At 58.8% G+C, this 24,501-nt stretch carries 25 protein-coding genes and 2 pseudogenes; 12 read left to right on the top strand and 15 right to left on the bottom strand.

Annotated elements, in window-relative coordinates; all coding sequences use genetic code 11:
- Positions 1–115 precede the first annotated feature (115 nt).
- Positions 116–871, top strand: coding sequence for a DUF1236 domain-containing protein (locus tag J4G43_RS06500; RefSeq protein WP_225004689.1), 756 nt, complete (start codon positions 116–118; stop codon positions 869–871).
- Positions 872–2,034: 1,163 nt separating this feature from the next.
- Positions 2,035–3,188, top strand: a pseudogene (locus J4G43_RS06495) (AI-2E family transporter).
- 903 nt (positions 3,189–4,091) lie between these two features.
- Here the strand turns inward: J4G43_RS06495 and J4G43_RS06490 are convergent.
- The 3 genes from J4G43_RS06490 to J4G43_RS06480 form a co-directional block, all read right to left on the bottom strand.
- Positions 4,092–5,360 (bottom strand): IS256 family transposase, encoded by a 1,269-nt coding sequence (locus J4G43_RS06490; RefSeq protein WP_038952271.1) that lies wholly within the window; start codon positions 5,358–5,360, stop codon positions 4,092–4,094.
- Between the two features lie 550 nt (positions 5,361–5,910).
- A complete protein-coding gene (locus J4G43_RS06485) occupies positions 5,911–6,588 on the bottom strand; it encodes a Crp/Fnr family transcriptional regulator (RefSeq protein WP_018643679.1) in 678 nt (225 codons plus the stop codon).
- 551 nt (positions 6,589–7,139) lie between these two features.
- Positions 7,140–7,343 (bottom strand): hypothetical protein, encoded by a 204-nt coding sequence (locus J4G43_RS06480; protein WP_225004687.1) that lies wholly within the window; start codon positions 7,341–7,343, stop codon positions 7,140–7,142.
- A 592-nt stretch (positions 7,344–7,935) separates the two neighbouring features.
- On the opposite strand from J4G43_RS06480, the gene J4G43_RS06475 reads away from it, so the two are divergent.
- On the top strand, positions 7,936–8,451 hold the full coding sequence (locus J4G43_RS06475) for a hypothetical protein (protein WP_225004685.1): 516 nt from the start codon (positions 7,936–7,938) through the stop codon (positions 8,449–8,451).
- 16 nt (positions 8,452–8,467) lie between these two features.
- The gene (locus J4G43_RS06470) at positions 8,468–8,839 is read left to right on the top strand and encodes a signal transduction histidine kinase (RefSeq protein WP_208084289.1); all 372 of its coding nucleotides are present in this window, start codon (positions 8,468–8,470) and stop codon (positions 8,837–8,839) included.
- 41 nt (positions 8,840–8,880) lie between these two features.
- Here J4G43_RS06470 and J4G43_RS06465 read toward each other — a convergent pair whose 3' ends face one another.
- Complete coding sequence (locus J4G43_RS06465) at positions 8,881–9,408, bottom strand: hypothetical protein (protein ID WP_225005886.1); 528 nt, start codon at positions 9,406–9,408, stop codon at positions 8,881–8,883.
- On the opposite strand from J4G43_RS06465, the gene J4G43_RS06460 reads away from it, so the two are divergent.
- On the top strand, positions 9,341–9,502 hold the full coding sequence (locus tag J4G43_RS06460; protein WP_244436661.1) for a DUF2061 domain-containing protein: 162 nt from the start codon (positions 9,341–9,343) through the stop codon (positions 9,500–9,502). The genes J4G43_RS06465 and J4G43_RS06460 overlap by 68 nt on opposite strands.
- Positions 9,503–10,536: 1,034 nt before the next feature.
- On the opposite strand, the gene J4G43_RS06455 is transcribed toward J4G43_RS06460, so the two are convergent.
- The 3 genes from J4G43_RS06455 to J4G43_RS06445 all read right to left on the bottom strand — a co-directional run bounded on the left by J4G43_RS06455 (position 10,537) and on the right by J4G43_RS06445 (position 13,280).
- Positions 10,537–11,067 (bottom strand): DUF1003 domain-containing protein, encoded by a 531-nt coding sequence (locus J4G43_RS06455; RefSeq protein WP_038935046.1) that lies wholly within the window; start codon positions 11,065–11,067, stop codon positions 10,537–10,539.
- Positions 11,068–11,365: 298 nt separating this feature from the next.
- Positions 11,366–12,730 carry an alpha,alpha-trehalose-phosphate synthase (UDP-forming) gene (locus J4G43_RS06450; RefSeq protein WP_208084288.1) on the bottom strand — a complete coding sequence of 455 codons (1,365 nt, stop codon included), beginning with the start codon at positions 12,728–12,730 and terminating at the stop codon, positions 11,366–11,368.
- A 301-nt stretch (positions 12,731–13,031) separates the two neighbouring features.
- Entirely contained in the window at positions 13,032–13,280 is a 249-nt protein-coding gene (locus J4G43_RS06445; RefSeq protein WP_225004675.1) for a hypothetical protein, read from the bottom strand.
- Positions 13,281–13,489: 209 nt separating this feature from the next.
- Here J4G43_RS06445 and J4G43_RS06440 point away from each other — a divergent pair, with 209 nt between their 5' ends.
- The gene (locus tag J4G43_RS06440) at positions 13,490–13,765 is read left to right on the top strand and encodes a hypothetical protein (RefSeq protein ID WP_018648614.1); all 276 of its coding nucleotides are present in this window, start codon (positions 13,490–13,492) and stop codon (positions 13,763–13,765) included.
- A gap of 28 nt (positions 13,766–13,793) precedes the next feature.
- Here J4G43_RS06440 and J4G43_RS06435 read toward each other — a convergent pair.
- Positions 13,794–14,119 (bottom strand): annotated as a pseudogene (locus tag J4G43_RS06435) (IS701 family transposase); the annotation flags it as partial.
- Positions 14,120–14,318: 199 nt separating this feature from the next.
- Here J4G43_RS06435 and J4G43_RS06430 point away from each other — a divergent pair.
- From J4G43_RS06430 to groL, 3 genes are all read left to right on the top strand, one after another.
- Entirely contained in the window at positions 14,319–14,588 is a 270-nt protein-coding gene (locus J4G43_RS06430; RefSeq protein ID WP_038958099.1) for a hypothetical protein, read from the top strand.
- Between the two features lie 343 nt (positions 14,589–14,931).
- On the top strand, positions 14,932–15,249 hold the full coding sequence (locus tag J4G43_RS06425; protein WP_038958098.1) for a co-chaperone GroES: 318 nt from the start codon (positions 14,932–14,934) through the stop codon (positions 15,247–15,249).
- Between the two features lie 139 nt (positions 15,250–15,388).
- Positions 15,389–17,029, top strand: coding sequence for a chaperonin GroEL (gene groL, locus J4G43_RS06420; protein ID WP_208084287.1), 1,641 nt, complete (start codon positions 15,389–15,391; stop codon positions 17,027–17,029).
- Positions 17,030–17,182: 153 nt separating this feature from the next.
- Here groL and J4G43_RS55860 read toward each other — a convergent pair whose 3' ends face one another.
- The 4 genes from J4G43_RS55860 to J4G43_RS06405 form a co-directional block, all read right to left on the bottom strand.
- Complete coding sequence (locus J4G43_RS55860) at positions 17,183–17,443, bottom strand: hypothetical protein (RefSeq protein WP_208084286.1); 261 nt, start codon at positions 17,441–17,443, stop codon at positions 17,183–17,185.
- 192 nt (positions 17,444–17,635) lie between these two features.
- Positions 17,636–17,800 (bottom strand): DUF3309 family protein, encoded by a 165-nt coding sequence (locus tag J4G43_RS06415; protein ID WP_018646276.1) that lies wholly within the window; start codon positions 17,798–17,800, stop codon positions 17,636–17,638.
- Between the two features lie 500 nt (positions 17,801–18,300).
- Entirely contained in the window at positions 18,301–18,648 is a 348-nt protein-coding gene (locus J4G43_RS06410) for a hypothetical protein (protein WP_225004671.1), read from the bottom strand.
- 966 nt (positions 18,649–19,614) lie between these two features.
- The gene (locus tag J4G43_RS06405; protein WP_208084284.1) at positions 19,615–20,478 is read right to left on the bottom strand and encodes a transglutaminase family protein; all 864 of its coding nucleotides are present in this window, start codon (positions 20,476–20,478) and stop codon (positions 19,615–19,617) included.
- Between the two features lie 298 nt (positions 20,479–20,776).
- Between J4G43_RS06405 and ppk2 the strand changes: the two genes are divergently transcribed.
- Entirely contained in the window at positions 20,777–21,565 is a 789-nt protein-coding gene (gene ppk2 / locus J4G43_RS06400; protein WP_038935056.1) for a polyphosphate kinase 2, read from the top strand.
- An 18-nt stretch (positions 21,566–21,583) separates the two neighbouring features.
- Here ppk2 and J4G43_RS06395 read toward each other — a convergent pair whose 3' ends face one another.
- The gene (locus tag J4G43_RS06395; RefSeq protein WP_038935057.1) at positions 21,584–21,778 is read right to left on the bottom strand and encodes a hypothetical protein; all 195 of its coding nucleotides are present in this window, start codon (positions 21,776–21,778) and stop codon (positions 21,584–21,586) included.
- A gap of 601 nt (positions 21,779–22,379) precedes the next feature.
- Between J4G43_RS06395 and J4G43_RS06390 the strand changes: the two genes are divergently transcribed.
- Complete coding sequence (locus J4G43_RS06390; protein ID WP_208084283.1) at positions 22,380–22,682, top strand: hypothetical protein; 303 nt, start codon at positions 22,380–22,382, stop codon at positions 22,680–22,682.
- A gap of 35 nt (positions 22,683–22,717) precedes the next feature.
- On the opposite strand, the gene J4G43_RS06385 is transcribed toward J4G43_RS06390, so the two are convergent.
- The gene (locus tag J4G43_RS06385) at positions 22,718–23,179 is read right to left on the bottom strand and encodes a DUF6314 family protein (protein ID WP_208084282.1); all 462 of its coding nucleotides are present in this window, start codon (positions 23,177–23,179) and stop codon (positions 22,718–22,720) included.
- 124 nt (positions 23,180–23,303) lie between these two features.
- On the opposite strand from J4G43_RS06385, the gene J4G43_RS06380 reads away from it, so the two are divergent.
- Positions 23,304–23,534, top strand: a complete 231-nt coding sequence (locus tag J4G43_RS06380; RefSeq protein WP_063985827.1) for a hypothetical protein — start codon at positions 23,304–23,306, stop codon at positions 23,532–23,534.
- 7 nt (positions 23,535–23,541) lie between these two features.
- Here J4G43_RS06380 and J4G43_RS06375 read toward each other — a convergent pair whose 3' ends face one another.
- Entirely contained in the window at positions 23,542–24,501 is a 960-nt protein-coding gene (locus J4G43_RS06375) for an AraC family transcriptional regulator (protein ID WP_208084281.1), read from the bottom strand.

Below are 24,501 nucleotides of genomic sequence, written 5' to 3'. Positions count from 1 at the left end.
ACTTCCCAATACATCTCCCAACCCAAGATAGAAGCGGAACTATAGACTGTTGGGGCCGTTCCACTCTATGGCCGAACTTCGTCGGCATGGATTCAATTTGAATTGGAAAAATCAGATGAGAAAGTCATTAATGGTGTCTGTGGCCGTTGCGGCCTTGTTGGCCACGACCGGGCTTGCGACAGCTCAAGGCGTTAATCAAGGAGCAGCGAAGGAATCTCCGACTGTCGCTTCGCCTAAAGGTGATACTGCGGCGCCGATGAATGCACCCGCAAAGGGCGCCGAGACCGCTACACCCGGCGCTGGGTCAAAAGAAGCGGCGCCTCAACATGCGCAGGGCAAGCCGGATGCAAAAACGACCGGCGACATGAAAGCTGATGGCAAGTCGAAGGCTTCAGAGTCAATTACTCCGACCACCACTTCGAAGGACATGAAAAATCCGACCGCCGAAACGAAGTCGCCTTCTGACAGCAAGGCGACGAGCGACATGAAAGCCGACAGCAAGGCGAAATCACCTGATTCGACCACCACCTCAAGGGACTTGAAATCTCCGACTGCCGAGACCAGGCCTTCGACACCCGACAGTAGGACGACCGGCAATGCCGCAACCTCGGCGACATCAGCGCCTCCCGCCGAAAAGCGCACCCAGATAACCTCGGCGATCAAGCAGGAGAAGGTTGAGGAAGTTACAAACGTGAACTTCAACCTCTCAATCGGAACGGCTGTCCCGGCGGGTGTCCGCTATCATCCGATGCCAGCACGTATCGTGGAAATCTATCCGGAATGGCGTGGATACGATTTCATCCTTGTGCACGGCAACTACATCATTCTTCGCCCGCGCACCCACGAGATCGTTTACATCATCGAAGGTTAGGCGAACTCGGCAAGCACACGACAAGCAGCTACAAAAAACCAGAGGGGGGCTTAAGAGCCGTCCTCATTTTCTGAGCCAGCGGCCGCGGAAGGTCCTATTTGTCCTCTTCGAGTCTTTTTTCGAAAGCGAGCAGTATTGACCAGTGTGGATGGAACCAAGACACTATATTGGTTAGATCACCGCCCTACCATAGGCAACAATCGGTGACTGAGAGTGTCGCACTCCCGCCTGGGTCTCAAGGGGAGTATCATGCCGTCGACTCAATCCCATCCAAGTGTTGGTGTTGCAGACTTCAGAATTCATAACTGCTCGAAATGCCGAACACCAATGAGGTTGGTCTGCATCGAGCCGGACAAACCTGGTTTTGATGTGCGCACCTTTGAATGCGCAAAGTGCAGTGCCGACGAAACCCTCCTCGTTGCCATTTAAGTGAGTTTCATATCCCGCTTTGATTGCGCCCGCCTACAGAGCAGCGCAAGAGCTCCTACGCTAGAATGCATGATTGTGATGCCGCAACCGCGGAAGCTATTGCGGCCGATCGCATGATGCCGCGGGGAGCGGTCCGAAGCGGACACAACTCGTTTCGCCGGCTCGATCATCGCAAGGATCATTGGCGAACCGCATCCAGTGCAGCCGGCACGATCTTGTGGAGAGTTGGGATTGAAGCTGTCCCTACTTTACTGGGGAAGGCGAAGGACAATCAGTGAGCAGCGTTGCTCCTTCCCATGTATGGGCGTTCATCCAATCATTGTTCTTGAACAGGGCTCGAAGTGATAAGGCTATCTGTCGCCGCTGATTGCGCTCAGCCCCCGGCGGGAACGAGCGGGCATAGCGCAACATATCGCGCCTTATCTGGATAAACTCCTCAATGCTGTGACGCTGCTCGAAGGTTGGCAACCGGTGGACGGAAGACATGATGCTCCCCTGACGTTATCGGCGAGAGCGCTACCGGACTCTCAGTCACCGAAAGCTGCCACTGACGGGGCGGTGATGAGGTAGCTTGTACCCCCGGCGGCGATGACTACTGGTCAATATTGCTCAGTTCTCGAATTTGTTCCTCCGTAGGTTTGTTACGCCCGCGCTCTTCCGGACGAACTCGTTCGCTGAAAGGGATTATGATTGACACCGGAAGCGATCATACGCTCACATTCCGAGGGAAAGCCATGGTTGCCGCCATACCGCCATCACAGCGTCCTTCCGTCCCGCTGGATGTTGATCTGCCGGAGCCACATGCTGCGGCGACGGAGGTCGCAGACGAGACGGAGATGCCGCTGCCATCCGATCCGCGGACGTTCTTTCTCGGTGGTTTGTTCGCGTTGGGTGTCTTGGCGGCGCTCTACGTGGCAAGCTCGATCATCCTTCCCGTCGTGCTCGCCCTCGTGCTGAATCTCCTGCTTCAACCCGCTGTCCGTCTCTTGGGGCGCTTGCATCTACCGCGCGCTGTCGGAGCGCTCTTGACCGTCTTCCTGGTCATTGGAGCGCTTGTAGGTCTGGTGGCGGCGTTATCGGTACCGGCCACGACCTGGGCGGAGCGGCTGCCCGAGGGCATACCGCGTCTGGAGGCACACCTGCGGGTTATAAGCGGGCCGATCCAAGCGCTGCAAAAGGTAATCCAACAGGCCGAGCAGGCTGCAGATGCCCCGCCCGGCCGGGGTTCGATTGTTTCGGTTCGCCGCGATCTGGGCATAACGGGCGTACTTTTCGCAGGCACGCGCTCCGTACTCGATGGCCTGTTTACGACGGTCTTGGTGCTCTATTTTCTTTTGGTAGCGGGCAACATATTCCTTCGACGCATCGTTGAAATCCTGCCGACGTTTGGCAACAAGCGACAAGCCGTCGATATCTCTCAGCAGATCCAGGAGGACATATCGGCCTATCTGCTAACAATCACGGCCATGAATGCCACGGTGGGTGTCACGACGGCGGCCGCGATGTATCTTTGCGGCCTGGGAGACCCCTTGTTGTGGGGCACCACAGCCTTCCTTTTTAATTACATTCCATTTTAGGGCCGCTTTTCGGGGTCTGCATCTTCGTGCTGGTCGGAATGCTGAGCTTCGAGAGCCTATGGTGGGCTTTGCTGCCGTCAGTTCTCTACTTTGGCATTCACCTCGTTGAGGGCGAGACACTGACGCCCATGCTGCTCGCGCGGCGCTTCACGCTGAACCCGGTGTTGATCATCCTGTCGCTGGTGTTCTGGTTCTGGATGTGGGGCGTGCTTGGCGCGATCCTGGCCGTTCCGATGCTGGCTATCCTGAAGATCATCTGTGACAGGTTGCGCCCGCTAAAGGCCTTGGGGCACTTCCTCGAAGGGGAATAGCGGCATCGCCGCTGGCTTGCATGTCCCGTAGCAACGGAAATGTGGGTGACGACTTTGGGCTGACGGTTTTTGAGAACGGTGGCTGCCTCGGAGCGCGCCCTACATTGATGACCGGGATGACGCGATCGAGGAACCGTCCGCCGTCCAGTCGATTCGCCGTATTGGATGCGGTTTGCGTGTGCGCGAAGGCGATCAGACCTACGATAAAGTGATGAAATTCCCGGACAACTGCGCACACGTACGCTTGCCGTGAAGTCATTCGAAGGAAATGATGGCGATAACCGGTTAGTCGACGGTCTTCAGATCGAACCAGTCATAGAAGAGTGGTGGCTCGCGCCGTCGAATGTCGACTATGCATAGTCACTTTGCGGCAGCTGGTTGCTACGTCGCAAGAGTGGAGAGGACCGGTGACCTTGAGGTTTCCGCCAGCAAGGTCCCGTCGGAGAGCTATTGAACGAACTCGGTAGCGACGAGTTGTCCCTGATGCCTAAACGCAAATCACCATCCACGGGCGCAATGAGCGTGCAGCCTGTCGAGCATAGCTCGACAGCGCCAACCCAGCTGGCTATGGCGCCAACGGTCGGCGAGCAACACAGGACGCCACTTCCGAAAGAACAACAAGCAAGGGCGGATGCAGTCCGCACCGCGAACGCAAGAATGATGCGGCGCAATTCCCTGCGGACGCAGCGTCAAGCGCAGAAGGGCTAGTGCAGGCCGACAGGTTGCCTGTTCAGTTGCTGGAATCGATCGCCCGGTCCAGGTCGCGAAGGTACGATAGTCCGTGCACCGTCAAGCGGTGCTGGTCTTTTTCGCCGCCGATGTACAATTTCATCAGATGCTTGGAAAGACATTCACGGGCGCCCTTCGTCTGAGCTATGGCTGATTTTGGGTGACGCGGCCTGATCAGGCGGCGTGGCTTTCAGTGTTCGGAATGACTTCGATTCCGTCGATGAACTTTACACCGGCGATGACTTTCGGCAACTGGTTCGTGCTCTTCAATCGCCGCCAGGTCTTCGATGCGGCGTCGATGAGCTTGAACACCATCAGCTTCGCAGTTTGTTGCGACAGCGATCCCTTGGTCCGCACCGTTCGGTGGCGCACCGTGGCGAAGACGCTCTCGATCGGGTTCGAGCTGCGTAGGTGGATCCAGTGCTCAGCAGGGAAGTCGAAGAAGGCGAGCAGCGCATGGCGATCCTTGATCAGGCACTCCACCGCACGTCCGTATTTGACGTGGTATTTCTCGACGAAGACGTCGATCGCGGTTTCAGCTTCGGCCCGGTGTGGGGCCAGATAGATGTTCCGCAGGTCGTTCTTCATGGGGCCCTGCACGGATTTGGCGACCTTGTCGAGTACGTTGCTCACTTTATGGCACCAGCATCGTTGGTGCCGCGTGCCGGGAAAGGCCTCGTCCAGTGCCTTCCAGAAGCCGAGGGCGCCGTCGCCGATGGCGAGTTGCGGGGCAATCCGTAACCCGCGTTGCCGCAGGTCGATCAGGAGTTCGCGCCAGCTCTGCGCGCTCTCGCGCACGCCGACCTGGAAGCCGATCAGCTCCTTCTTGCCTTCCGGCGTGGTGCCAATCAGCACCAGCATGCATTCGCTGTGATCTTCCATGCGGGCCTGCAGGTACACGCCATCGGCCCAGATGTAGACATAGCGACGCGCCGACAGATCGCGTCTCTGCCAGCGTTCGTACTCGACCTGCCAATCGGCCTTCAGGCCGGCGATCACCGAAGGCGACAGGTTCGGCGCATCCTTGCCGAGCAGCGCCGAGAGCGCCTCCTGGAAGTCGCCGGTCGAGATGCCGCGCAAATAGAGGACCGGGATCAAGGCATCCAGGCTCTTCGTCCGCCGCGCCCATAGCGGCAGGATTGCCGAACTGAAGCGGAGGCGGTCGCCTGGCCCGCTCGCTCCGCGGTCGCGGACCTTGGGACGAGCGACCTCCACCGGACCGATGCCGGTCGCAATCTCGCGCACCGGACCGTGCCCATGTCGGACCAGGCGCGCTCGACCGTCGGGCAGCGTCAGATTGGCCGTGCTGGCCAGAAACGCGCCAACCTCGATCTCGATCGCCCTGGCAAGCAGGTCCCGCGCGCCGGCACGAACGATATCGGTCAGTGGATCATCAACCGCGGACGGCTGACGGAAAGCAAGAACATTGGTAGTCTCGGTCATGGCGTATCGCTCTCCTCGAGAGGTTCTGGCAGGCTCGTCACCCGCCTCGATACGCCGCCTTCCTCACACCGTCATCACCCAGATTCCGCCATAGCTCCCTTCGTCTCGGAGCGGTCCGCAAGGACGCCGTATATGCTTAGCGCGCGATCAACGGGGACGATGTTCATTGGATTAACTCATGGGACCGTTTCAGCTCTGAGAAGGTAAGGTTCGCTGCTTCGTATCGTTCCAAGAAATAGCCCGTCTCATGATGCGATTTTGAGCGCGAAGTGATTGCGCCCCTCGCTCTGTGATGCACAAACGCCGCCAGGCGGAAATGATCCCCTGACGGCGTTGCATGAGGCTGAATGCTAAATCCCTTTCACGAGAACTGGTCCGGGACTTCGGAAAAGGCTCAACCGACCAAAAGCGGCTTGACCTGCTGCCGGAACCAATGTCGTCGGCGCAACTTGGTGACCGGTGACCGGATGCATGTGCCCCCAAGCATCCGATGAAATGACGGCCTCAGCTCGTCCCCCGCGCGCTGGGGCCGTTCCTTGGAACGGTGCTTCTAGTCGCGCTCTCTCAGCAGGGGCTTCTCATGCAAGACCGCACTCAACAGCGAATTGTGGACCTCAATGTGCCCATTATAGCTGATGAGGCCCAGCCTGCGAAACTTGTTCATGAAATAGCTGACCCGGGATCGCGTGGTCCCGATCATTTCAGCCAATGTTTCCTGACTGATGTTCACGCTGATCGGCTGCGGGCTCCCTTCCTTGCCGAAATTCGCGAGCAGCAACAGCAGCCGAGCAAGCCGCCGCTCACTCGAATTGAATAGCTGGTCGATCAGGTCCTCCTCAATCCGACTGTTCCGGGTCAGGAGGTATGACATGAATAGCTCTGAAAATTTCGGCTCGTCACGAATAGCCGACATCATGGCTTCCTTGGTGATCGACGTGATGACGCAATCTTCCATCGCTGTTGTCGTAGCGATGCGTAACGGGTGACCATTCATGCATCCTTCGCCAAAGAACTGGCCGGGCTCCAGAATTGCGACGACCGCTTCCTTGCCCTGCTCAGACACGACCGTTAGCTTGACTTTGCCTCTTTGAATGTAAAAAACGGTGTCCGCGACGTCGCCTTGCTGGAACACATGTTGGTTCTTGGGAAGTTCGAGAATCGTTTTCCCCGCGCCCACTTTGGCGAGAAACGTTTTGGGGTCAAACATCTCCTTGGTTGGCTTCGCCACGGGAGCCTCCTTTGACTCAGCGAATTTGCTCGATTTCGGTTGGCTGCCAAGCGCCAAGCCTTTCGAACCGAGCGGCGAGCTGCTGCTTTAGCCAACTGATCACATTTCGGGGCTTGCCCCGTTTCGCAGACATTACCCCCTGATTGCCCGCAGTTCTACGGAGAAGGCCCGCCTTTTTGAGCCCCTCGGTTCGCTGTGCGCCGGGCGACATCGCCTGCGCTTCCTCAAGCGCGTCAATCGCTCTCGCGTGCAGGCTGCGGCTGTCACTCACCAGACCAGTTGCGACCGTGACGATGTGAGCATGATCGCACTTGGCGCACTCAAGTGCGCGGATATCGAAGCCGGATGGCCCAGCTCAACGCTCCAAATGCATCCTCGCGTTGCATTTTGGACAATGCGGTTGCTGGCTGGGCGAGGAGTGAGACGCGGGACGAGGAATAAGTCTTTGCCATCAACCGTCCACCTGTGCACGTCTACCCAGCCCAGAGATCGGCGTGGGAAGGCAGTTTGCCATTCCGAGTTGAGGACGCGTCCTATGTCTTGGATCGCGGTCAGCCGGTCACTTTCGGTGCGCCGTTGGGCTTTTTCGGTATCAGCCATTTCCTCATGTCAGCGGCAAAGCCAAGTTGTTCGGCTTTTCTGATGGCTTCGGATCGCATCGATCCGGCCGGCAACTTCTCTGCCAGTGCCAGAGCCTCAGATGCCCGGGCAGCCCAATCGTGACTACCGAGATCGTTGCGCGGCAGCTCTGTCATGTCATGATCCTTACTGCGGCCCTCGCAGGTGGCTGTGTTCCCAATCGACAGCACCGGACTTCATCGGGTCGGCGGCTATCTGCGCCTCATGAATATGGGCGCACCTGATGCAACGCAGGGTCCAGTGCTCGAACCGAGCATGGGCCACCGCAACGTTTCGCACCTCTGTACGCGACTGCCATTTGGGACAACGAGGCTGCGCCGCCGCGCGAGGTGATAGGGTCTTTGCTTGTGATCGGGCAAACTTGCCCCCTGTGGGACAGGGCGGGCGCACTATCCAACTCTCTGTCACCGATGGGTGCCAACGGTCGGCGGTGATCACAGCAGTATCGACTCGGAGCGCGGCCCGCTGGTCAATATTGCTCACTCATGAGAATTTGACGGGATGATTGTAATCAGCCGTAGCGGCGAGCCTCTTTGAGAGACACGAGCGTTAGACGCCAACCATTGCCAACTAGCGCGGTCTTTTCGTACCAGTTTATTTGTGCCCTGGGCTCGTTATTCGAACCTTTGTTCCCCATATCTATGTATGTCTGATCAACCATCGAAGTTGGTCGGAATGGGCCGAGACTTTCAACGAAAGGGGCCCGGCATGTTTAAATCTCAGCAATATCGTGCAAAGGCAGTCGAGTACGGCGAACTGATTAAGCGTTCGATCGGTCCGGCTGAGATCCGTAAATTTCAACAACTGCAGGACCGACTTGCCTCGCTCGCGGATAACGAGCAGGGTCTGGCGGACGACTATGACAATGCAGTGCACGTTGCGGAGCAGGACGGATCGAGCGGCGCAGCCCTTGCGGCCGAAGAAGAGCTCGTTTTGCGTTGTCTCGGCGCGGCCATCATCGTGCAATGGAACGCCCTGCCGACGACGCTGCGGCGAGAGATCTTCGACACCGCCGGGTCGGTCGGCAAGTTGTCGGAGACGGCGGCGCTCCGCGGGCAAATCGCCCGATTTCTGCATAAGCACAAGGATGATGCCGGTCGCGGCAAACTGCCTTTAACAGAAGGCACGCCTAGCGATGCGAGAACGGTCGCTCTGGCTCTGTCACGGTGGGACAACGAGGGAGGCGCAGTCCGCGACGTGGCTGCCGATGAAAATAGACGTTAATAACAGGAGGACTCCCATGTCATTTACACAGTTTCGAGTTGATGACGGACCACACACCATGGACGGGCTACGGCTTTTTGCTCTGGATGGAAATGAACGGGTCGAGGCGTTCATGGGCCGGAAGGTGATGGACGTTTGGGCGGAGTCTGTCGAGCATCGTGGAGGACGACAAAGTCTGTTCCGCGATCAATACAATGCGCTTGGCAGGCTGAACCTTGCCGCACTTCAGCGGATTGTGAGCGCGAAATACCAGCGAGGCGCCGCATTCAACCGCCAGCATCCCTTTGTCGAGGTTCTATGCTCTGACATTACGGAAAGTGGCGAGGCTTTGGATCTAAGTGAACTCGTTCGGGAGGCGTTGCCGCCTGCGTTTCATAGACTGGCCTGAGACCTGGACCACGAGAGTGCCGCGACTGGAGTCATGTGCGCTCAGTACCACAATCGTAGAAGAATGACCTGCGCTTGGCGATAAGCAGAGCCGCGAAACCACAGCTCGGTCGTGGCGGCAAGATCCTGGAGGATCAGTACAATACGGTTTCGACTCACAGTACATTCAACAACAATTCGGAGAACAAGATCGATATCGACCCCGACAAAAGTGCCCAATGCGACCCGGAATGCCTCCTCGGTGGCAGCTCTCTTGATCAGCAGGATGGCCATCGTCGCCGAGCCGAAGCTCCGGCCGCCGGCGGACACATGGCGCCCGAGAATGCGGATGGCGACGCCCGGCCTTTTGCTTTTTTGATACAGTTCGTTGCCCGTAGGTCTCGAGATCTTATGCCGACGCCGGGAGCGGGAGGAACCGATGTTCATTCGGGTACGAGATTCCCATTTTCGCTCTATCGTCAAGGCCGTCAGTTGGAGGATTACCGGTAGTATCGACACCTTCGTGCTGAGTTTCATCTTCACGGGCAGCGTAAAGGTTGCAGGCTCGATCGCCGGCGCTGAAGCGATCACGAAAATGATCCTCTACTATCTTCACGAAAGAGCCTGGTCCGTCATTCTCTGGGACCAGCGAGGTCCAACCGGTGGCGAGTCCAGCTCAACCTGATTCGCGCTTCGGCTCACTGCGCAAGAGCGACTTCGGCCTATTTAGCAGTTGGAGGAGCGAGCGTCGATCGACATAAGTAAGTTCTGCAAAGCGTAGAACAGGAAGATTGCGGTTAAATTCTCTCTCTCGCGCGTCGACGCCGCCTGCGCCTGCCCCGATAGGCGATCTTTCTGTAGGCCTCGTTGGTGCTCTCTCGCAAAGCGATCAAAGTGAGCAGCTGTGTATTGAGATCCTTTGAAATGGATTGGAGGTAAAAAAGCTTATCGTCGAGTGACTGCATCGATCCGCCAACCCCCATTTTGGCGAAATATGACCTGAAACTCTTACAGCTGCTGGTCAATATTGACCACCCCCGGATCAATAGATAGCCGTTTTGGTCGCGGGAAGGTCAATTGGTTTCATCTTCCGCAACGAGGTGACCCAAAGCGGGAGTTATTCATCAGGTGCAGAATCGGCGTAGCGTGCTGGCATGCTCGAGCGGATTGCTTGTCCGAGCGCTACCCAAAAACGGCGACGCACCGAAGTCATCGCTTCCGCCAAATGGCAAGTCAGTGCCGGCGGTGAGCCCCGAGGGCGGAGGGGCACGTCCTGAGTCTTTCGAATATTGCCCAAGTTAGGACAGGCAATATTCTCAAACGGCTGGAACGATTGATCTTGGGACTTCTTGGTCCTCCGCAATCGGAGATCTTATCTTCGAGAACCAAGCCCACTGACCGGTCGACATTTTGCCCCAATGCCCGGCGGAAGGCTTAGCGGCCTCAGATGCCCCCGCACTGGGGCCGTTGCCTTGGCCGAGGCGAAGGTGTTCACGTGGTGCGAAAAACGACTTGACGAACTGCTTCAGGAACATCGCGAGCAGCCTGTGCCTTGACTGGCGGATCCGGTCGAACTTGGCGTCGCCTCGATAGTGTCAGCGCTACAAGTGCCCTCTAACTGACAACCTCGACGATAGAGCGGGAATGAAAATCTCGTGCCCGATAAACATCAGTGCTTCCCGCTTCCCTTCTGGTCCATGACAGACAAGTCGTCACCGCCTAGGTCTTACCCGGCACCGCTTCGGCCTCGATAGCCGCGACAAGCTCGGGCGCAAGGTGCGCGGACAAACGCTGAATGATGTTGAGTAGCTGCAAGATTTCTTGCTCACGCAAGGCGTCAATCTTGTTGTGCAGCAATTCGATCTCGAGTTCAGCCTTCACATTTATTCGGTAGTCGTGTTCTGCGTGCCTGCGGTCAATCTCAGATTGGCGGTTCTGGCTCATCATGATGATGGGCGCTGCGTAGGCTGCCTGGAAAGAAAGGACCAAGTTCAGCAAAATGAAGGGATAGGGGTCCCAATGGTTGATGAATGCTATCATGTTCAGAATGATCCAAATGCCAAGAAGGACGCTTTGGATGATGATGAAGCGCCAAGAACCAACTGTTTCAGCAACCCGGTCGGCAAGCATCGCGCCCGGCGTCAGTGCGAGCTTGGGTACGTTGCGGGCTGGCTTTTGCGCCCGAAGTTCTCTCAACCGCTCCTGATCTTCGGGACCTAGGTGCACTTTGTGGCTTTGCTCGTTGGTCATTCGTTGCATCCACAGTTAAGAGGGGTATGACGATCCGGTACAGGCCGCTTTGGGATGGGAAGCAGGAGAAGTGTACTACGTTGACGCGAAAGCGGAGAACTGTGGGCGACTTGCCTTTGGTCTATCTGGTTCAGCGCGACGATGAAGCGGATGCAAGTGGTCCCGTCACTCGTGGATCATTTCCGCCGGGGAGATGATTTCGAAGTAACACCTTATCGGCGGACTGGGGCAACCTCGTTGACGAACGAGATTATCGCGACTTGCTGCACCGATGCTACGTTCCGGACGACATCCCAAGTTAGCGGCTGAGAGCGCCAAGAAAACTCTCGCGCCACGCCGCAATGCTATTGCGGCGTAGTACCGCCATCATGGTCCGCCAACGCTCGCATCGCTCCCCAAGTGGCATCCCCAGCGCTGTCTGCAATGCTTCGGCGACGGCGTCGGGGTCATACGGGTTGGCGATCACGGCAGCGTCGAGTTCATAGGCCGCGCCGGCGAAGGGTGAGAGAATGAGCACGCCGGGGTCATCGGGGTCCTGTGCAGCGACATACTCCTTGGCAACCAGGTTCATTCCGTCGCGCAACGGAGTGACAAGAGCGACGCGACTGAGCCGAAAGAAGCCAGCGAGCGAGCGCTGCGAAAAGCTCCTGTTCAAATACTGGATCGGTGCCCAATCGAGTTCCGCGAAGCGACCGGCCACGTCGCCTGCCAGCGCACCGAGCCTCTGCCGCAGCGCACGGTATTCAGGAACGTCGCTGCGCGTTGCGGTGGCGATCTGCAGGAAGCGGACGTGGTTGCGGTACGCGGGATAGCCGTCGAGAAAGGCGGCGAACGCTTTGAACCGGTGCTCGAGTCCCTTACTGTAATCGAGCCGGTCAACCCCAATGATGAGCTTGCGCCCCCGGAGACTCTCCTGCAGCCGGCGTGCCGTTCGGGATTTCACAGCGCGACCGGCCATGTCGGCGATGGCTTCAGTATCGATACCAATCGGGAAGACGCCGGCGCGTAGATCCCGATCGAAGGCGTGAACGGGGCCATCGGACGAAACCTTGCCGCCTGCGCGGCGAAGGATGGCGTCATGGAAGGCGGTCAAATCCTCCACCGTCTGGAAGCCGACGAGATCGTAAGCGCACAGTGATTTCAGCAGGTCGCTGTAGTGAGGAAGGGTCGCCAGCACCCCCAACGACGGAAACGGCGTATGCAAGAAGAACCCGATCCGTTGTGTGGCCCCGGCGCGGCGAAGTTCCTCGGCCATCGGGATCAGATGGTAGTCATGCACCCAGACGAGGTCACTCGGCCTGAGCAGGGGCGCGAGGGCGTCGGCGAGCAGGGCGTTCACCCGTCGATAGGCGGCCAAGTCCCCGCGGGTAAAGTTCATGAGGTCAAGGCGATAGTGGAATAAGGGCCACAGTGCCGCGTTGGAGAAGCCGCTGTAGTAGCCGTCATGGTCCGCGCGGGTAAGATCGACGGTAGCGTACGTCACTCCCTCGGTCTCAAAAACGTTCGGCTCTGGTGTTGTTTCTCCAAGCTTGCCACTCCACCCGAACCATAAGCCTCCAGCCTGATGCAGAGCGTCGACGAGGCCGGTCACAAGCCCGCCGCTGCGCTGCGCAGCTTCCCCCGGCAAGGCGACACGGTTGGAGACGATGACCAAGCGGCTCAAGCGGGTTCCCTCCGCACTGTCAGGGTTGCGTCAAGCCCAGCCGCCAAAAGATCTCGGCGAACACGGCACCGCAAATGATCGAGCGGTGACATCCGCCGGAGCCCACATTCGCCTCGGTCCTCACGCGAAAATCCACAAGTCCTTCTACCGGAACCGATGGTCCCGTCATCAGGCAATCTGGGCGCTTGAGGTCGGGCGCGACGCATGGACATTGAGCCGCAAGATCAGGGTGTTACTTGTAAAATACATAAATCCTCTCGCAGTAGATACTCTAGCGACGAACTGGATTGTTGGGCGCTGTCTAAAGCTGATCTTCGCCAGGATTGCGCCGGCAGACGCCCCGGGTGTGCCTTTCGATCTCAGCCAGTGCGGCGTCGAGCGAGGCGTGCGGCCCTTGCTGTATGCCGGCCATAGTTTCCGAGGCGTGGCCCCCCGGATAGATCATGAATTGACGGGGAGCGCTTGCCGTGATGCGCCCCATCGAGCGGCCGAGCAGGTCCGTCAGCTGCCAAACCGTGCCTCCCTCCGCGGGTGTAACGATCACATCCATGGTGAACCTTGAGTCTGTACGCCGCGCGAACAAACCGTTGCAATAACCGATGGGCGAACTACCGAGTTCCGCGGCCGCGGCATTCTCGGTACTGGAAGGATTGGCGCTTCGGATCGCCCCGCGATCGAGCGAATGGCGCTTAATGCCGACATGTGCGACTATATAGAATGGTCAAAAAGAAAGGTCGAAGGCCAACGTCGGGAGAAGAAATGGCAACCGCTCTCGACCGTTGGGACGAGGAAGGCGGAGCGCAGGAGTTGGCGTGGCCTTTACCCTATGAAGCCAGCGATTTGCGCGATGTGGAGCGCAGAGTCCTGGAATGTCTGGGTGCCGCTCTTGTCAGCGAATGGAATGATCTGCCTACTGACGTCCAGCGCAGGCTCTTCGAGCACGCGGCCTCGGGCAAATCGCACGACGCCACCGTGTTGAAGACGCGGATCGCCCGTTTCCTGCACGATCATAAAGGCGCTTCGGGTGGGCGCTAACACGACTTTGGCAGATTTGTTCACGCCTTGCTCTTCGCTGACCTGTGTTCTGCAGTATCCGTATCGCGGATCTGATGGCTGAAGAATGAGAGCGACGATGGCGGGACGCCCGGCTGGCAGGTTGGGCTGAGGTGGTGGCCGTCGATTCATTTTTGCGCCCCGTCTTGGCAATGCGGAAGTGCTGCAAGAGGGCGTAAGCAATCATCGTCATAAGAGCGTGACGATGAAGACCGTGCCAGAACCGTCCCATCGCGCCATGACGGTTGTAGCCAACCGCCGCAAGTCTATCTCGGCTGGTAGATTTGCGAGATAGCATTTCTTCTCTCCGAGTCGCGATGCTTGCCGATCGCCAACTCGCATTTTTTCACTTGGCATCAGCAAGCATTTCGTCCGCCGGCATCTATAACAAATCCGCGATGTGTATTGCCTTGTGTTTGGTGACTTCGCAGCCATCTTATGATAAAGAGATAGCTAATCTCGGCACAGAGAGCACTGTAAACGGATTGCTTCACGATCGCGCCGATGCAAAGCCGTTTCTGAAGGATAGCCGATCATGACCATGCGCTCCCGACGCGAAACGGTCACCTTCAAGCATCCCTTCCGGATCAAGGGCATCGACCGCCTCCTGCCTCCGGGTGCCTACGAGGTCATCACCGATGAGGAGATGATCGAAGGATTGTCGTTCGAGGCGTTTCGCCGCGTTGCCACTATGATCACGGTGCCGGCGGCGCCGCCGCGCACTTCAACGGTGGAGAGGATTTCCATCAACCCGGTCGATTTGGCTGACGCTCAGCGCATTGATGCCGACGCGCCTCGTGAGTGACGAGCCACTCGATCTCGACAAGCACCGCTGAATGGCTGCACAAGAAGCGACCGACGTCCGGCGTATTCCGGCGCACGTCGAGAACAACGCAATGCCCCTGCGCGATGGGAAGCTTTCTTAAATTTGATGACGCGGCGTCCAACGACTTTCGCACCACACAGCTGGCCTTCACCGGATCCTTAGCCGCCGCGGTCTTGGCAGCTATTTCGTGATGCTCTGAGCGAATATCGTTTCGGGACGGTCTTGTACGTCCCCTTGCGGCGGCTTATGTGCTGATTAGCACTCGCTGGCCACGACTGCCATTTCGTCCAAAGCAACAACAACAAGAAAACAGGAGGGCAGCATGAAATTCCGTCCGCTTCACGACCGCGTTGTGGTCAAGCGTATCGAAGCCGAAGAGAAGACCACTGGCGGCATCATCATTCCGGACAGCGCCAAGGAAAAACCTTCGCAGGGCGAGATCACGGCGGTTGGCCCAGGCGGCCGCGACGAATCCGGCAAGCTGCTTCCCATCGATCTCAAGGTTGGCGACCGCGTCCTGTTCGGCAAGTGGTCAGGTACGGAGATCAAGCTCGATGGTCAGGAACTGCTGATCATGAAGGAAAGCGACATTATGGGCGTTCTCACCGAGCTGCCCGCCGCCAAGAAGAAGGTCGCCTAAGCGCCAGTCTGTTTTCCTTATCCCAAGCAGCCAGCGTCTCGAAGGAGAAGGATAAGGCCCGCAAGTTGAACTCACGTCCCTAAAGAGCTCGCCGAGTCGCGCGGTCTTTCGGATTTGACAGTTGAAAACGGAGATCATGATGTCGGCCAAAGAAGTTAAGTTCGGCGTCGACGCCCGCGACAGGATGTTGCGCGGTGTTGAAATTCTCAACAATGCGGTTAAGGTCACGCTCGGGCCCAAGGGCCGGAACGTCGTGCTCGACAAGTCGTTCGGCGCCCCCCGCATCACCAAAGACGGCGTCACTGTCGCCAAGGAGATCGAGCTTGAGGACAAGTTCGAGAACATGGGCGCGCAGATGGTGCGAGAAGTTGCCTCCAAATCGGCAGATGCAGCTGGCGATGGCACCACCACCGCGACCGTGCTCGCGGCTGCGATCGTCCGTGAAGGCGCGAAGGCGGTTGCCGCCGGTATGAACCCGATGGACCTGAAGCGCGGTATCGACCTCGCGGTGGAAGCCGTGGTCGCCGATCTCGTGAAGAACTCCAAGAAGGTCACCTCGAACGAGGAGATCGCCCAGGTCGGCACCATCTCGGCCAATGGCGACGCAGAGATCGGTAAGTTCCTCTCCGACGCCATGAAGAAGGTCGGCAACGAGGGTGTCATCACCGTCGAGGAAGCCAAGTCGCTCGAAACCGAGCTCGACGTCGTCGAAGGCATGCAGTTCGACCGCGGCTACATCTCCCCCTACTTCGTCACCAACGCCGACAAGATGCGCGTCGAAATGGAAGATGCCTACGTCCTCATCAATGAAAAGAAGCTGTCTCACTTGAATGAATTGCTTCCGCTGCTGGAAGCCGTGGTCCAGAGTGGCAAGCCGCTTGTGATTATCGCGGAAGACGTCGAAGGCGAAGCGCTTGCGACCCTGGTCGTGAACCGTCTGCGCGGCGGTCTGAAGGTCGCGGCCGTGAAGGCGCCGGGCTTCGGCGATCGCCGCAAGGCCATGCTGCAGGACATCGCGATCCTGACCGGCGGCCAGGCGATCTCGGAAGATCTGGGCATCAAGCTCGAGAACGTCACGCTCAACATGCTCGGTCGCGCCAAGAAGGTGATCATCGACAAGGAGAACACCACCATCGTCAGCGGCGCCGGCAAGAAGGCCGACATAGAGGCGCGGGTGGCGCAGATCAAGGCGCAGATCGAGGAGACCTCCTCGGACTATGACCGTGAAAAGCTGCAGGAGCGTCTTGCCAAACTCGCGGGCGGCGTCGCGGTGATCCGCGTCGGCGGCGCGACCGAGGTCGAGGTGAAGGAGCGCAAGGATCGCGTTGATGATGCGATGCATGCGACCCGCGCGGCCGTCGAGGAAGGCATCCTGCCGGGCGGCGGTGTCGCCCTGCTGCGTGCTTCCGAGCATCTCAAGGGGCTGCGCACCAAGAACGATGACCAGAAGACCGGCGTAGAGATCGTGCGCAAGGCGCTGTCTGCGCCGGCCCGCCAGATCGCGATCAACGCTGGCGAGGACGGCTCCGTCATCGTCGGCAAGATCCTGGAGAAGGATCAGTATGGCTACGGCTTTGACTCCCAGTCCGGCGAGTACGGCAACCTGGTCACCAAGGGCATCATCGACCCGACCAAGGTCGTTCGTGTGGCGGTTCAGAACGCGGCTTCTGTTGCGGCGCTCCTGATCACTACCGAAGCCATGGTGGCCGAATTGCCAAAGAAGAACGCCGGCGGTGGCGGCATGCCTCAAGGTGGCGGCATGGGTGGTATGGATTTTTAAGTCCTACTCGTTCAGAGCTCAACAATAGCGAAGGCCCGGCAGAGATGCTGGGCCTTTTTTGCAGGAACCAGCAAAAAGCGGCCGCCGAGAAGCGTGATGAATTCTCGCCGATTCTCGGATTTCCGTGAGGACGCCTTGTGCAATATCTCAAATTCAGCACTTTGCATTGCAGCCGGGTGGCGGGTGAGAATTGTTACCAAACCAGTCAGGACGCACCCCACCGTTACTGGATTTTGGGAAGTGCATAGCTCCGCACTGGTTGGTCGCCCCCGTGATTAGACCGAAGACCGCGATCATCTGGGACGCGGGGATCATGAGTAGCAGGCCGGCTACGATCGAGACACCCGGTGCAATAGCGACCACAGCGAGCAGCAGCATAATAGGGCCGAAGGAGCGCTTGTGTAGGCGACCCATCAGCCAGCCCAGGGTAAAGCGATCTTGCCGGTGCCTCGTCGTGCAGCCGCTGCAGCAGGACCGAGGCAGGCACAAACACCCCTTCATCGGCGGGCATTGTCGGCTTCAGCTGGTCGAGCTCGTTGGGACCCGGTACGCCGGGGAAAGGAAATTTTGGGAGGCGCCCGGTCGACACAGCTGACCCTGCGAGGGTCAGAGCCGACCCAGAAGTAGCAATACGACGAGGATGACCAGGATGGTACCGATGACCCCCATCCCACCGTGGCCATAGCCGTAGCCGTAGCCGCCGAAGCGGCCGCTGAAGCCACCAAGCAGGAAGATGATGAGGAGGATGATGAGGATAAGTCCGATCGACATTGTCCGGCTCCTTTGGTGGGACCTTGTGGATATTGGGTCTCACGGTAGTCCGAGTTGAGTGCGCGATCTTCAAGCTTCCGGCGACGACTGTCGGCGGCATCACTGGGCAAGTGCTGTGCTACTTCTTCTCGATTGAAATGCCACCCAGCGCGGCGGACGCGGAGCAGGAGGCAGTTTGAGCTTGAGAGAGGCAGCCTTGGTATTGTCTGGCTCGTGGTCAGCGGTGCCCGTGGCGTTGCCGGGACGAGTCAGTCGCTTCGGGATTGCTGGTCGAGCCGATAGACCCGCCCCGCGCTCGCGCCTTTAGCTCCCTGGCGCAAGTTTTGTCTGTCTTGCGATTCGCCGACTCCTGCATAAGTCTGCAGGCGACCCCGGATGGGAGGGGCCGATGCAGTTGACCGGATCACAAGGGCGCAGCCGCGCCATCGCGCTCGAGCGCGCGTTGAGTGGGCATGGTCTGTGACAGAGGTTGCCACGCCCAAACAGCGTCGCTCGTGCGCTCAATACGGGGCGTAGTATTGGCGGCGATAGGGATACGTGCCGCCGTAGTAGCCTGGCGCATAGTAGCCCGGCCCGTAATAGCTACCACCGTAGGCTCCATAAGCGGCGGCTCCAGCCGCGGCACCCAGGATGCCAAGACCAATTGCGCCCCCCGGAGCGCCGTAGTAGCCACGACCGCGGTAGTGGCGTCGGTAGTAGATTTCTGTCACCCCGGACGAAGAAGCCGCTTGTGTCAGAAGAGTCGTGCTCGGCGAGATCGGAGCTGCCCCCGAAGGCAGCACCGAGCCGAGCATCGCCGCACCGAAGAGCGCGACCGCAATCGCGTATTTCATTGTCTGCTGGTTCATGGTCGTATCCTCTCGAACTTGGAGCATCTCAAGCGGGGGAAGTCGATTGCGTGCCGCTGGCCGATAAAGAACCTCGACCCAGAGTGCTCGAAGCGCTGGTGGGGGCGGATCCGAGGATTCGTGGTTCTAAGCGAACTCACTGACCCGCCTCTGTACTCGCGCCGCGACTTAGCCGATTACTTGGCGCAAGTTTTGTCCGCCTTCAAAGCGGCTTCTGCCGAGGCCTTTGTCGTGTGGGCGACGCCGACAACCTTCATGCTGCCGCCGGTAGCAGGCTGGCTCTCGACAATCTGACACTTCATGGTCGCAGTATCCTGAGCCAGATAGAACGAGGAGGGCGATTGGCCAACGGTTTTGCCAGTCTCCGCCGCGAATGACGGAGAAGCGAATGCGAGAACAGCGACTGTCGCTAATAGAATTCTTTTCATAGTATCCACCAATTCTTATGCGTCCGGAATCGGACAAAGAATGAACAGGGCACGCCGACAAGAGTTCCAGCTATCGCCGATTTGTTTGTTGCGTGTGGATCCGCGTGGATCAGTGACAGCCCCGAAAGTCTGTCGACAGGTTGTGCCAATCGCCCAATTCCATTCTGCCTAGCGGCGATCCTTCAGCGGGTGTTGCCGTTAGCGGGAATCAATTGGCTATAGCCGCGGCCCTCGCAAACATTCTCTCAATCACCGATGGATGCCGAGAGCAGGGCGGCAAGAAGTATTGTGCTCCAACGCCGCGCGAGCTCATGGTCAAAATTGCTCATTCAAGAAAATTTAACGAAAGGGAATTTGCCATCAGATTAGGACGGCATCACTCATCGCAATGTCACTCTTTGGCCCAAGCCCCACTGACGAGTAGGCGCAATAGGCGATGCCCATCATGAGCAGGAGCCTGAAGGCCCTTCTAGAAAACGTGAGGGCCTTGAAGCTGAACGACTGATCAGAAAGGCTGCCGAAGGTCCAATGCGTCGATCTATGATGTGACAAGAACTTCTACGGACATCCCGGCGAAGGCGCCGATGCTGCCGACGAAGCTGCCGGACACCGGAATCGTCTGCCGGATGTCGCGCGCGACCGCGACCGGGATCAGATTGAAGCCGCCGAGGCTACGATTCGTCGGGTCGAAAGTGATCCAGCCGGCGCCCGGTACGAAGACCTCGGCCCACGCATGGGTTGATCCCGCATCGCTCGATCCGACGCTCTGTTTCTCTGGATTGTAAAGATAGCCGGAGACGATCCTGGCTCCAAACCCGAGCATGCGTGCTGCTTCGGTGAACAGCACCGCCAAATCCCGGCATGATCCCCAGCCACGATTTAATGTTTCTACCGGCGTTTGGGTACCCTCATCCTCACGGCTCTGGTACCGGACAGCTTCCGAAACGCCGACGCTCAGGTCCTTTAGCAGCGACAGCGTATCGGTCCGACCTCCTCGAATGAACATTTGTGCCCAATTTCGTAGGACCCCCGCCGTGTCCGAGTACTGGGGGAGAGCCAGGGCGCCGAGATCGGTCCAATCGTCATCCGAATAGCGGAATGGGTAAGACATGGCCGAGACAGCGATATCGAACACCGGCCATGCAACCGCGTCGAGCTGAAGCTCCGCGAGGCTGGCGATCACCAGGTTGGAGGCTGTCATCTGAAACGTGGCCGTCGCGATTGCATTGCCAAACACATCGTGCGCCCAGGTCAAGGCCGCATGCGGCGTCATCGTGACGTTGCTCGAAATCAAGCGGAGCTCGCGGCTTTCGCGCGGACGAAGCATCAAGCGGTGCGGCAACAGGTGCACGTGTTCGTTGAATCGATAAGTCGTCGTGTGAAGAACCTTCAGCATAATCAACGAAAGCTCCGATCGGGGCGGGCTCTGGCCAGGCCCCTTATCCGGTGGTCCCCTCGGGAAGTATGGCCGAGTTGAAGATGCCCATGCAAATGTCGATCCAGACGACCGAAACCGGACGAGGCACCGTGCAAGAACGCTGAGATTCATTCATAGGGGCATGTTAACGGGTGTCCATGTGCAAGCACAACATCAGTTCGCGGTGCGATAGGATTCGACAAGTGTGACCTGCTGCAATGTGTGGACAGCCTCGTGTCGCGCGACATTCCTGGATAGTGAGGCGACTAGGAGGGATCGAACCATGAAGAACCGGCCACCACTTCCGCAACATTTGAGTCGCCATAGGTATCACGCGCTGCTGGTCCGGCTGCAAATCGAGCTCGTCAAGCTGCAGCGCTGCGTGATTGAGCGCGGCCAGCGTATCCTTGTCATCGTCGAAGGTCGCGACGCCGCCGGCAAGGATGGCACAATCAAGTCGATTGTCGAACATCTAAGCCCGCGTGATACCCGCGTCGTAGCGCTGGGGCCGCCGAGCAATCGGGAACGGTGTTCATGGTACTTCCAGCGTCACGTTTCGCACTTGCCCGCGGCAGGAGAGATCGTGCTGTTCAATCGCAGTTGGTACAACCGTGCTGGAGTTGAGCGTGTCATGGGCTTTTGCACCAAGGAGGAAACCGAGGAATTCCTCGAGACCGTGCCGGGTTTCGAAGCAATGATTGAGCGTTCGGGGATCACCCTGCTCAAGTACTATCTTGATATTTCGAAACAGGAGCAGAAGCGACGGCTCGCCGACCGCCAAAGGGATCCCCTGAAGCAATGGAAGATGAGCCCCATCGATGCCAAGGCGCAGAAGCTTTGGAAAGCTTATTCCGAAGCACGGGACAAGATGCTGGAGCGGACGCACACCGTCACCTCGCCCTGGACCGTGGTCCGCGGCGGTGACAAGGAACATGCGCGGCTTAATATCATTCGCGATGTGCTGTGGCGGCTGAACTATCCGGGAAAGCACCGTCGTCTCCACAGACCCGATCCGGCGGTCGTTTTTCCTTACGATAAAGCCTGCTATGAGCGCGGCCTTATCGAGGCTTAGGTGGCTTACCTTGATGCCTCAGTTTGCATCGAGCGAAATTCTGTAGCCTGCATTTTCGAGAGCGGCGAGGACAGCTGTTGCGATAGTCTTGCATTCGTTGGGCTCTTTGTAAGTTTTCGGCCACACCGTCCCGTTTCCCGCGTCTGGAAAATCAACGAAAGCTGATTGAATAGCGCGTTCGATGATCCGTTGGAGCTTCTCATCCCGTATCATTGCCTTGTCTCCCGCTCTCGACGATCGTCAATATCGCCAGTTTACCTAGAGCCGTTGCGGCGCGCCGCCAATGCGCTCGAGCGCAAAAAAACCTGTTTGAAGGAGCAAAACGTATTCTCGTTCCTCCGATCATCAGCGCAGGCGAGCGTAGCTCTCACCGATTTGCGACGCTCAGGCCAGGCCTCTTTGCGGCTGGCGACGCGGGGGACGGCGTCTATCGGCAGGCTGTCACGCCGGTCTCGGCTGCATGACGGCACTTGAGGCCACTCGCTTTCTCTTGGCCCAATGTCCTTCCAGCCGGCGCGCTTGTCCTATTGAAGATAAGCTCAACCCTTAAGCAATGCATGGCTGAATTACACAGCGATTTCAATTACATACGAGTTCGCAGTTTTGTTCTGAGTGGCGCACCAGCCTTCGCTGCTTCGCAGCTACGGCTGGGCGAGCCGGGCGCAGTCTATCCATGCGAAGCAGCGAAGGCTGTCCCGCCGAAGCCTTGGCGAAGGCGGACTAGATCAACGAATCCGGTGTTTCCCTCCCCTTCCAATCGTCACATCCCACCTGTATAAACCGGTAGCTTCTTCTGTAACTCGAAGGAGCTCACATGAACGACCTGCATACGTGGCTTTCGCAACAGCACCACGGCCTGCGCACCTTCCGGACATTTCAGCAAAAGCTCGAGACGCTCGGCCGGGACGATCCCGCCCAGCGCGGTCTTTGCCGCCTGTTGAGCGGCCTCGTCGGCAGCTATGTCGAGGCCTTTGACGAGGAGCCGCTGCCGGTCGAAATCGCCGATGGCGCATATCAGCGTCTGCTAACGCTGGTTGAGAGCATCGATCTTCACGGCAACGCCGACCGCCGGCTCGCCGACATCAACCGCGTGGCGGAGAGTGAGCTCTGGCGGTGAGAGGCGGCACGGCCGTCGCCATCGCCCCGGCTTGATCACGAGAGACGCGTGTAGGTCGTGTTCATCGTATAGTCCTTGCGTGGACCCGATACGACATGACGGACGACGAACGTTCCATCCGGCCGAAACTTGTAGGCCGACTGATAGTCGTCGTGCTTGCAAAGATGGCGCGCACGTCCGCTCAGCTCTCCTCCGGAAGATGCGGACAGTGAAATCTCGTGAAACAGCCGCGGCGGATCTTCGCTGAAGAAGACCTTGAAACCTCCGTCGCTGTTGCTGAAGACGTATTCGCGTTCGGCCTGCACAATGGTGCCGTTCGCGAGCTTCAGATATCCCTGCTCGCGATAGGCCAACCGCCCCTCGTCCAGGGGCGTGAAGATCGCGATACCCTGCATCGTAGCCTGGCCTTCGATGACGCGGTTGAAGGACCACGAGCCGATCAGCCTTTTCGTGACGTCCGAGGCGTCCCCCCAGCCATCGATCATGACTTCGTTCATATCTTCAGACCTGCGCATTAACCAACCGGTCCAGCCTCAGAGGACCCGCAGCCGGGAGTTCGACTTCGGCGAGCCGATACCTATATCCTACCGCAACGAAATGGTGATCCAGTGAGCAGCTTTGATGGCCAGGAGACGCACGACGGAAGCGGACGCCGACGACCTCCCCCGCTATTTCGTCTGGGTCCGGGGCCTCGAAGGCCCCGAGCCGCAGAAATGGATGGCGATGGATTTCGGCATCGGTGACTGGAAGCGGCCGCAAGTGCTGGCCTTTCTGGAGCTGCCGGAAGGCGAACGGCACCTGCCGCTGTCAGCGCTGGCGCGCCGCTATCCGCCACCGAGGGTGGAGACCTAGCGCTCTCTCACTTCCCCCTCGCCGCGGTCGGCGTCAACCCAAACCGCCTGCGGAAGCAGCGGTTGAAATAAGAGAGATCGTTGAAGCCGCAGGCAAAGGCGATGTCGCTGATGCGGCCCTCGCGATGTGCCAGGAGGTCGGCGGCCTTGCGCAGACGCAGCTCAGTGAGGCGGGTGGTGAAGCTGGCGCCGGCCTCGAACAGCAGCTCGTTGACGTAGCGCTCGGAAAGGCCGCCGGCGGCGGCAAGCTTCTGGGCGGAAAAACCCGGCTCGTGGAAGCGCGCCTCAAGAATCGACAGCACGGCCTTGAGCCGCACGGCGCGCAGGCCCCCGCGTCGCGCGGCAGTGGCGATATCGCTGCGGGCACCGAGACCGATCGCGGCAAGGTCGAGCAGATGGCCGGCGATCGCCATGCCGGCCTCGTCGGCGGCCGTGGGATTGCGGAGGAGGAGATCGCTGTAATCCATCGCCAGCGACAGCGCGCCGCCGGGCTCGAGCTCGCAGCCGACGAGATCGTCGATGTCGGCGACCATCGCGCGCAGCGTATCGACCGGCAGATGCACGTTGGTGAAGCGCTTTTGGCTCGCGCCGTCGGCCGCGAAGAACGGCTCATCCAGCTTGAGCAGCACCATCGCTCCCGGCCGCATGGTGAATTCGCGGCCACGATGGATCACCTGAGACGGAAGATCTCCGGTGTTGCGCGCGAGGCAAAAGCGGTCGTCGCCGGTCTCGATCACCTGGCGCTTCTCGCGCCGGACCGTGACGAAGCTGCCATCGCAACGGCCGAGCATCGTGGTGCCGATATGGATCGAGTTCATCGTGGCTCGAAACGGCACGTCGGACGCCGGATCGAGCTCGCCGGTGTTGGAGAAATGCTCGAACAGCTCCGCGAAGCGGATGAAGCGCTGCCGGTCGGACAAGTCCTGCGGCAGCATCTCGGTCGAGAGCGACTTCCTGATGACGGACAT

It is taken from the genome of Bradyrhizobium barranii subsp. barranii (genome assembly GCF_017565645.3).
Lineage (GTDB): Bacteria > Pseudomonadota > Alphaproteobacteria > Rhizobiales > Xanthobacteraceae > Bradyrhizobium > Bradyrhizobium barranii.
Note: the sequence above shows the minus strand (reverse complement) of the source record. Positions and strands in the feature narration are given on the sequence as shown.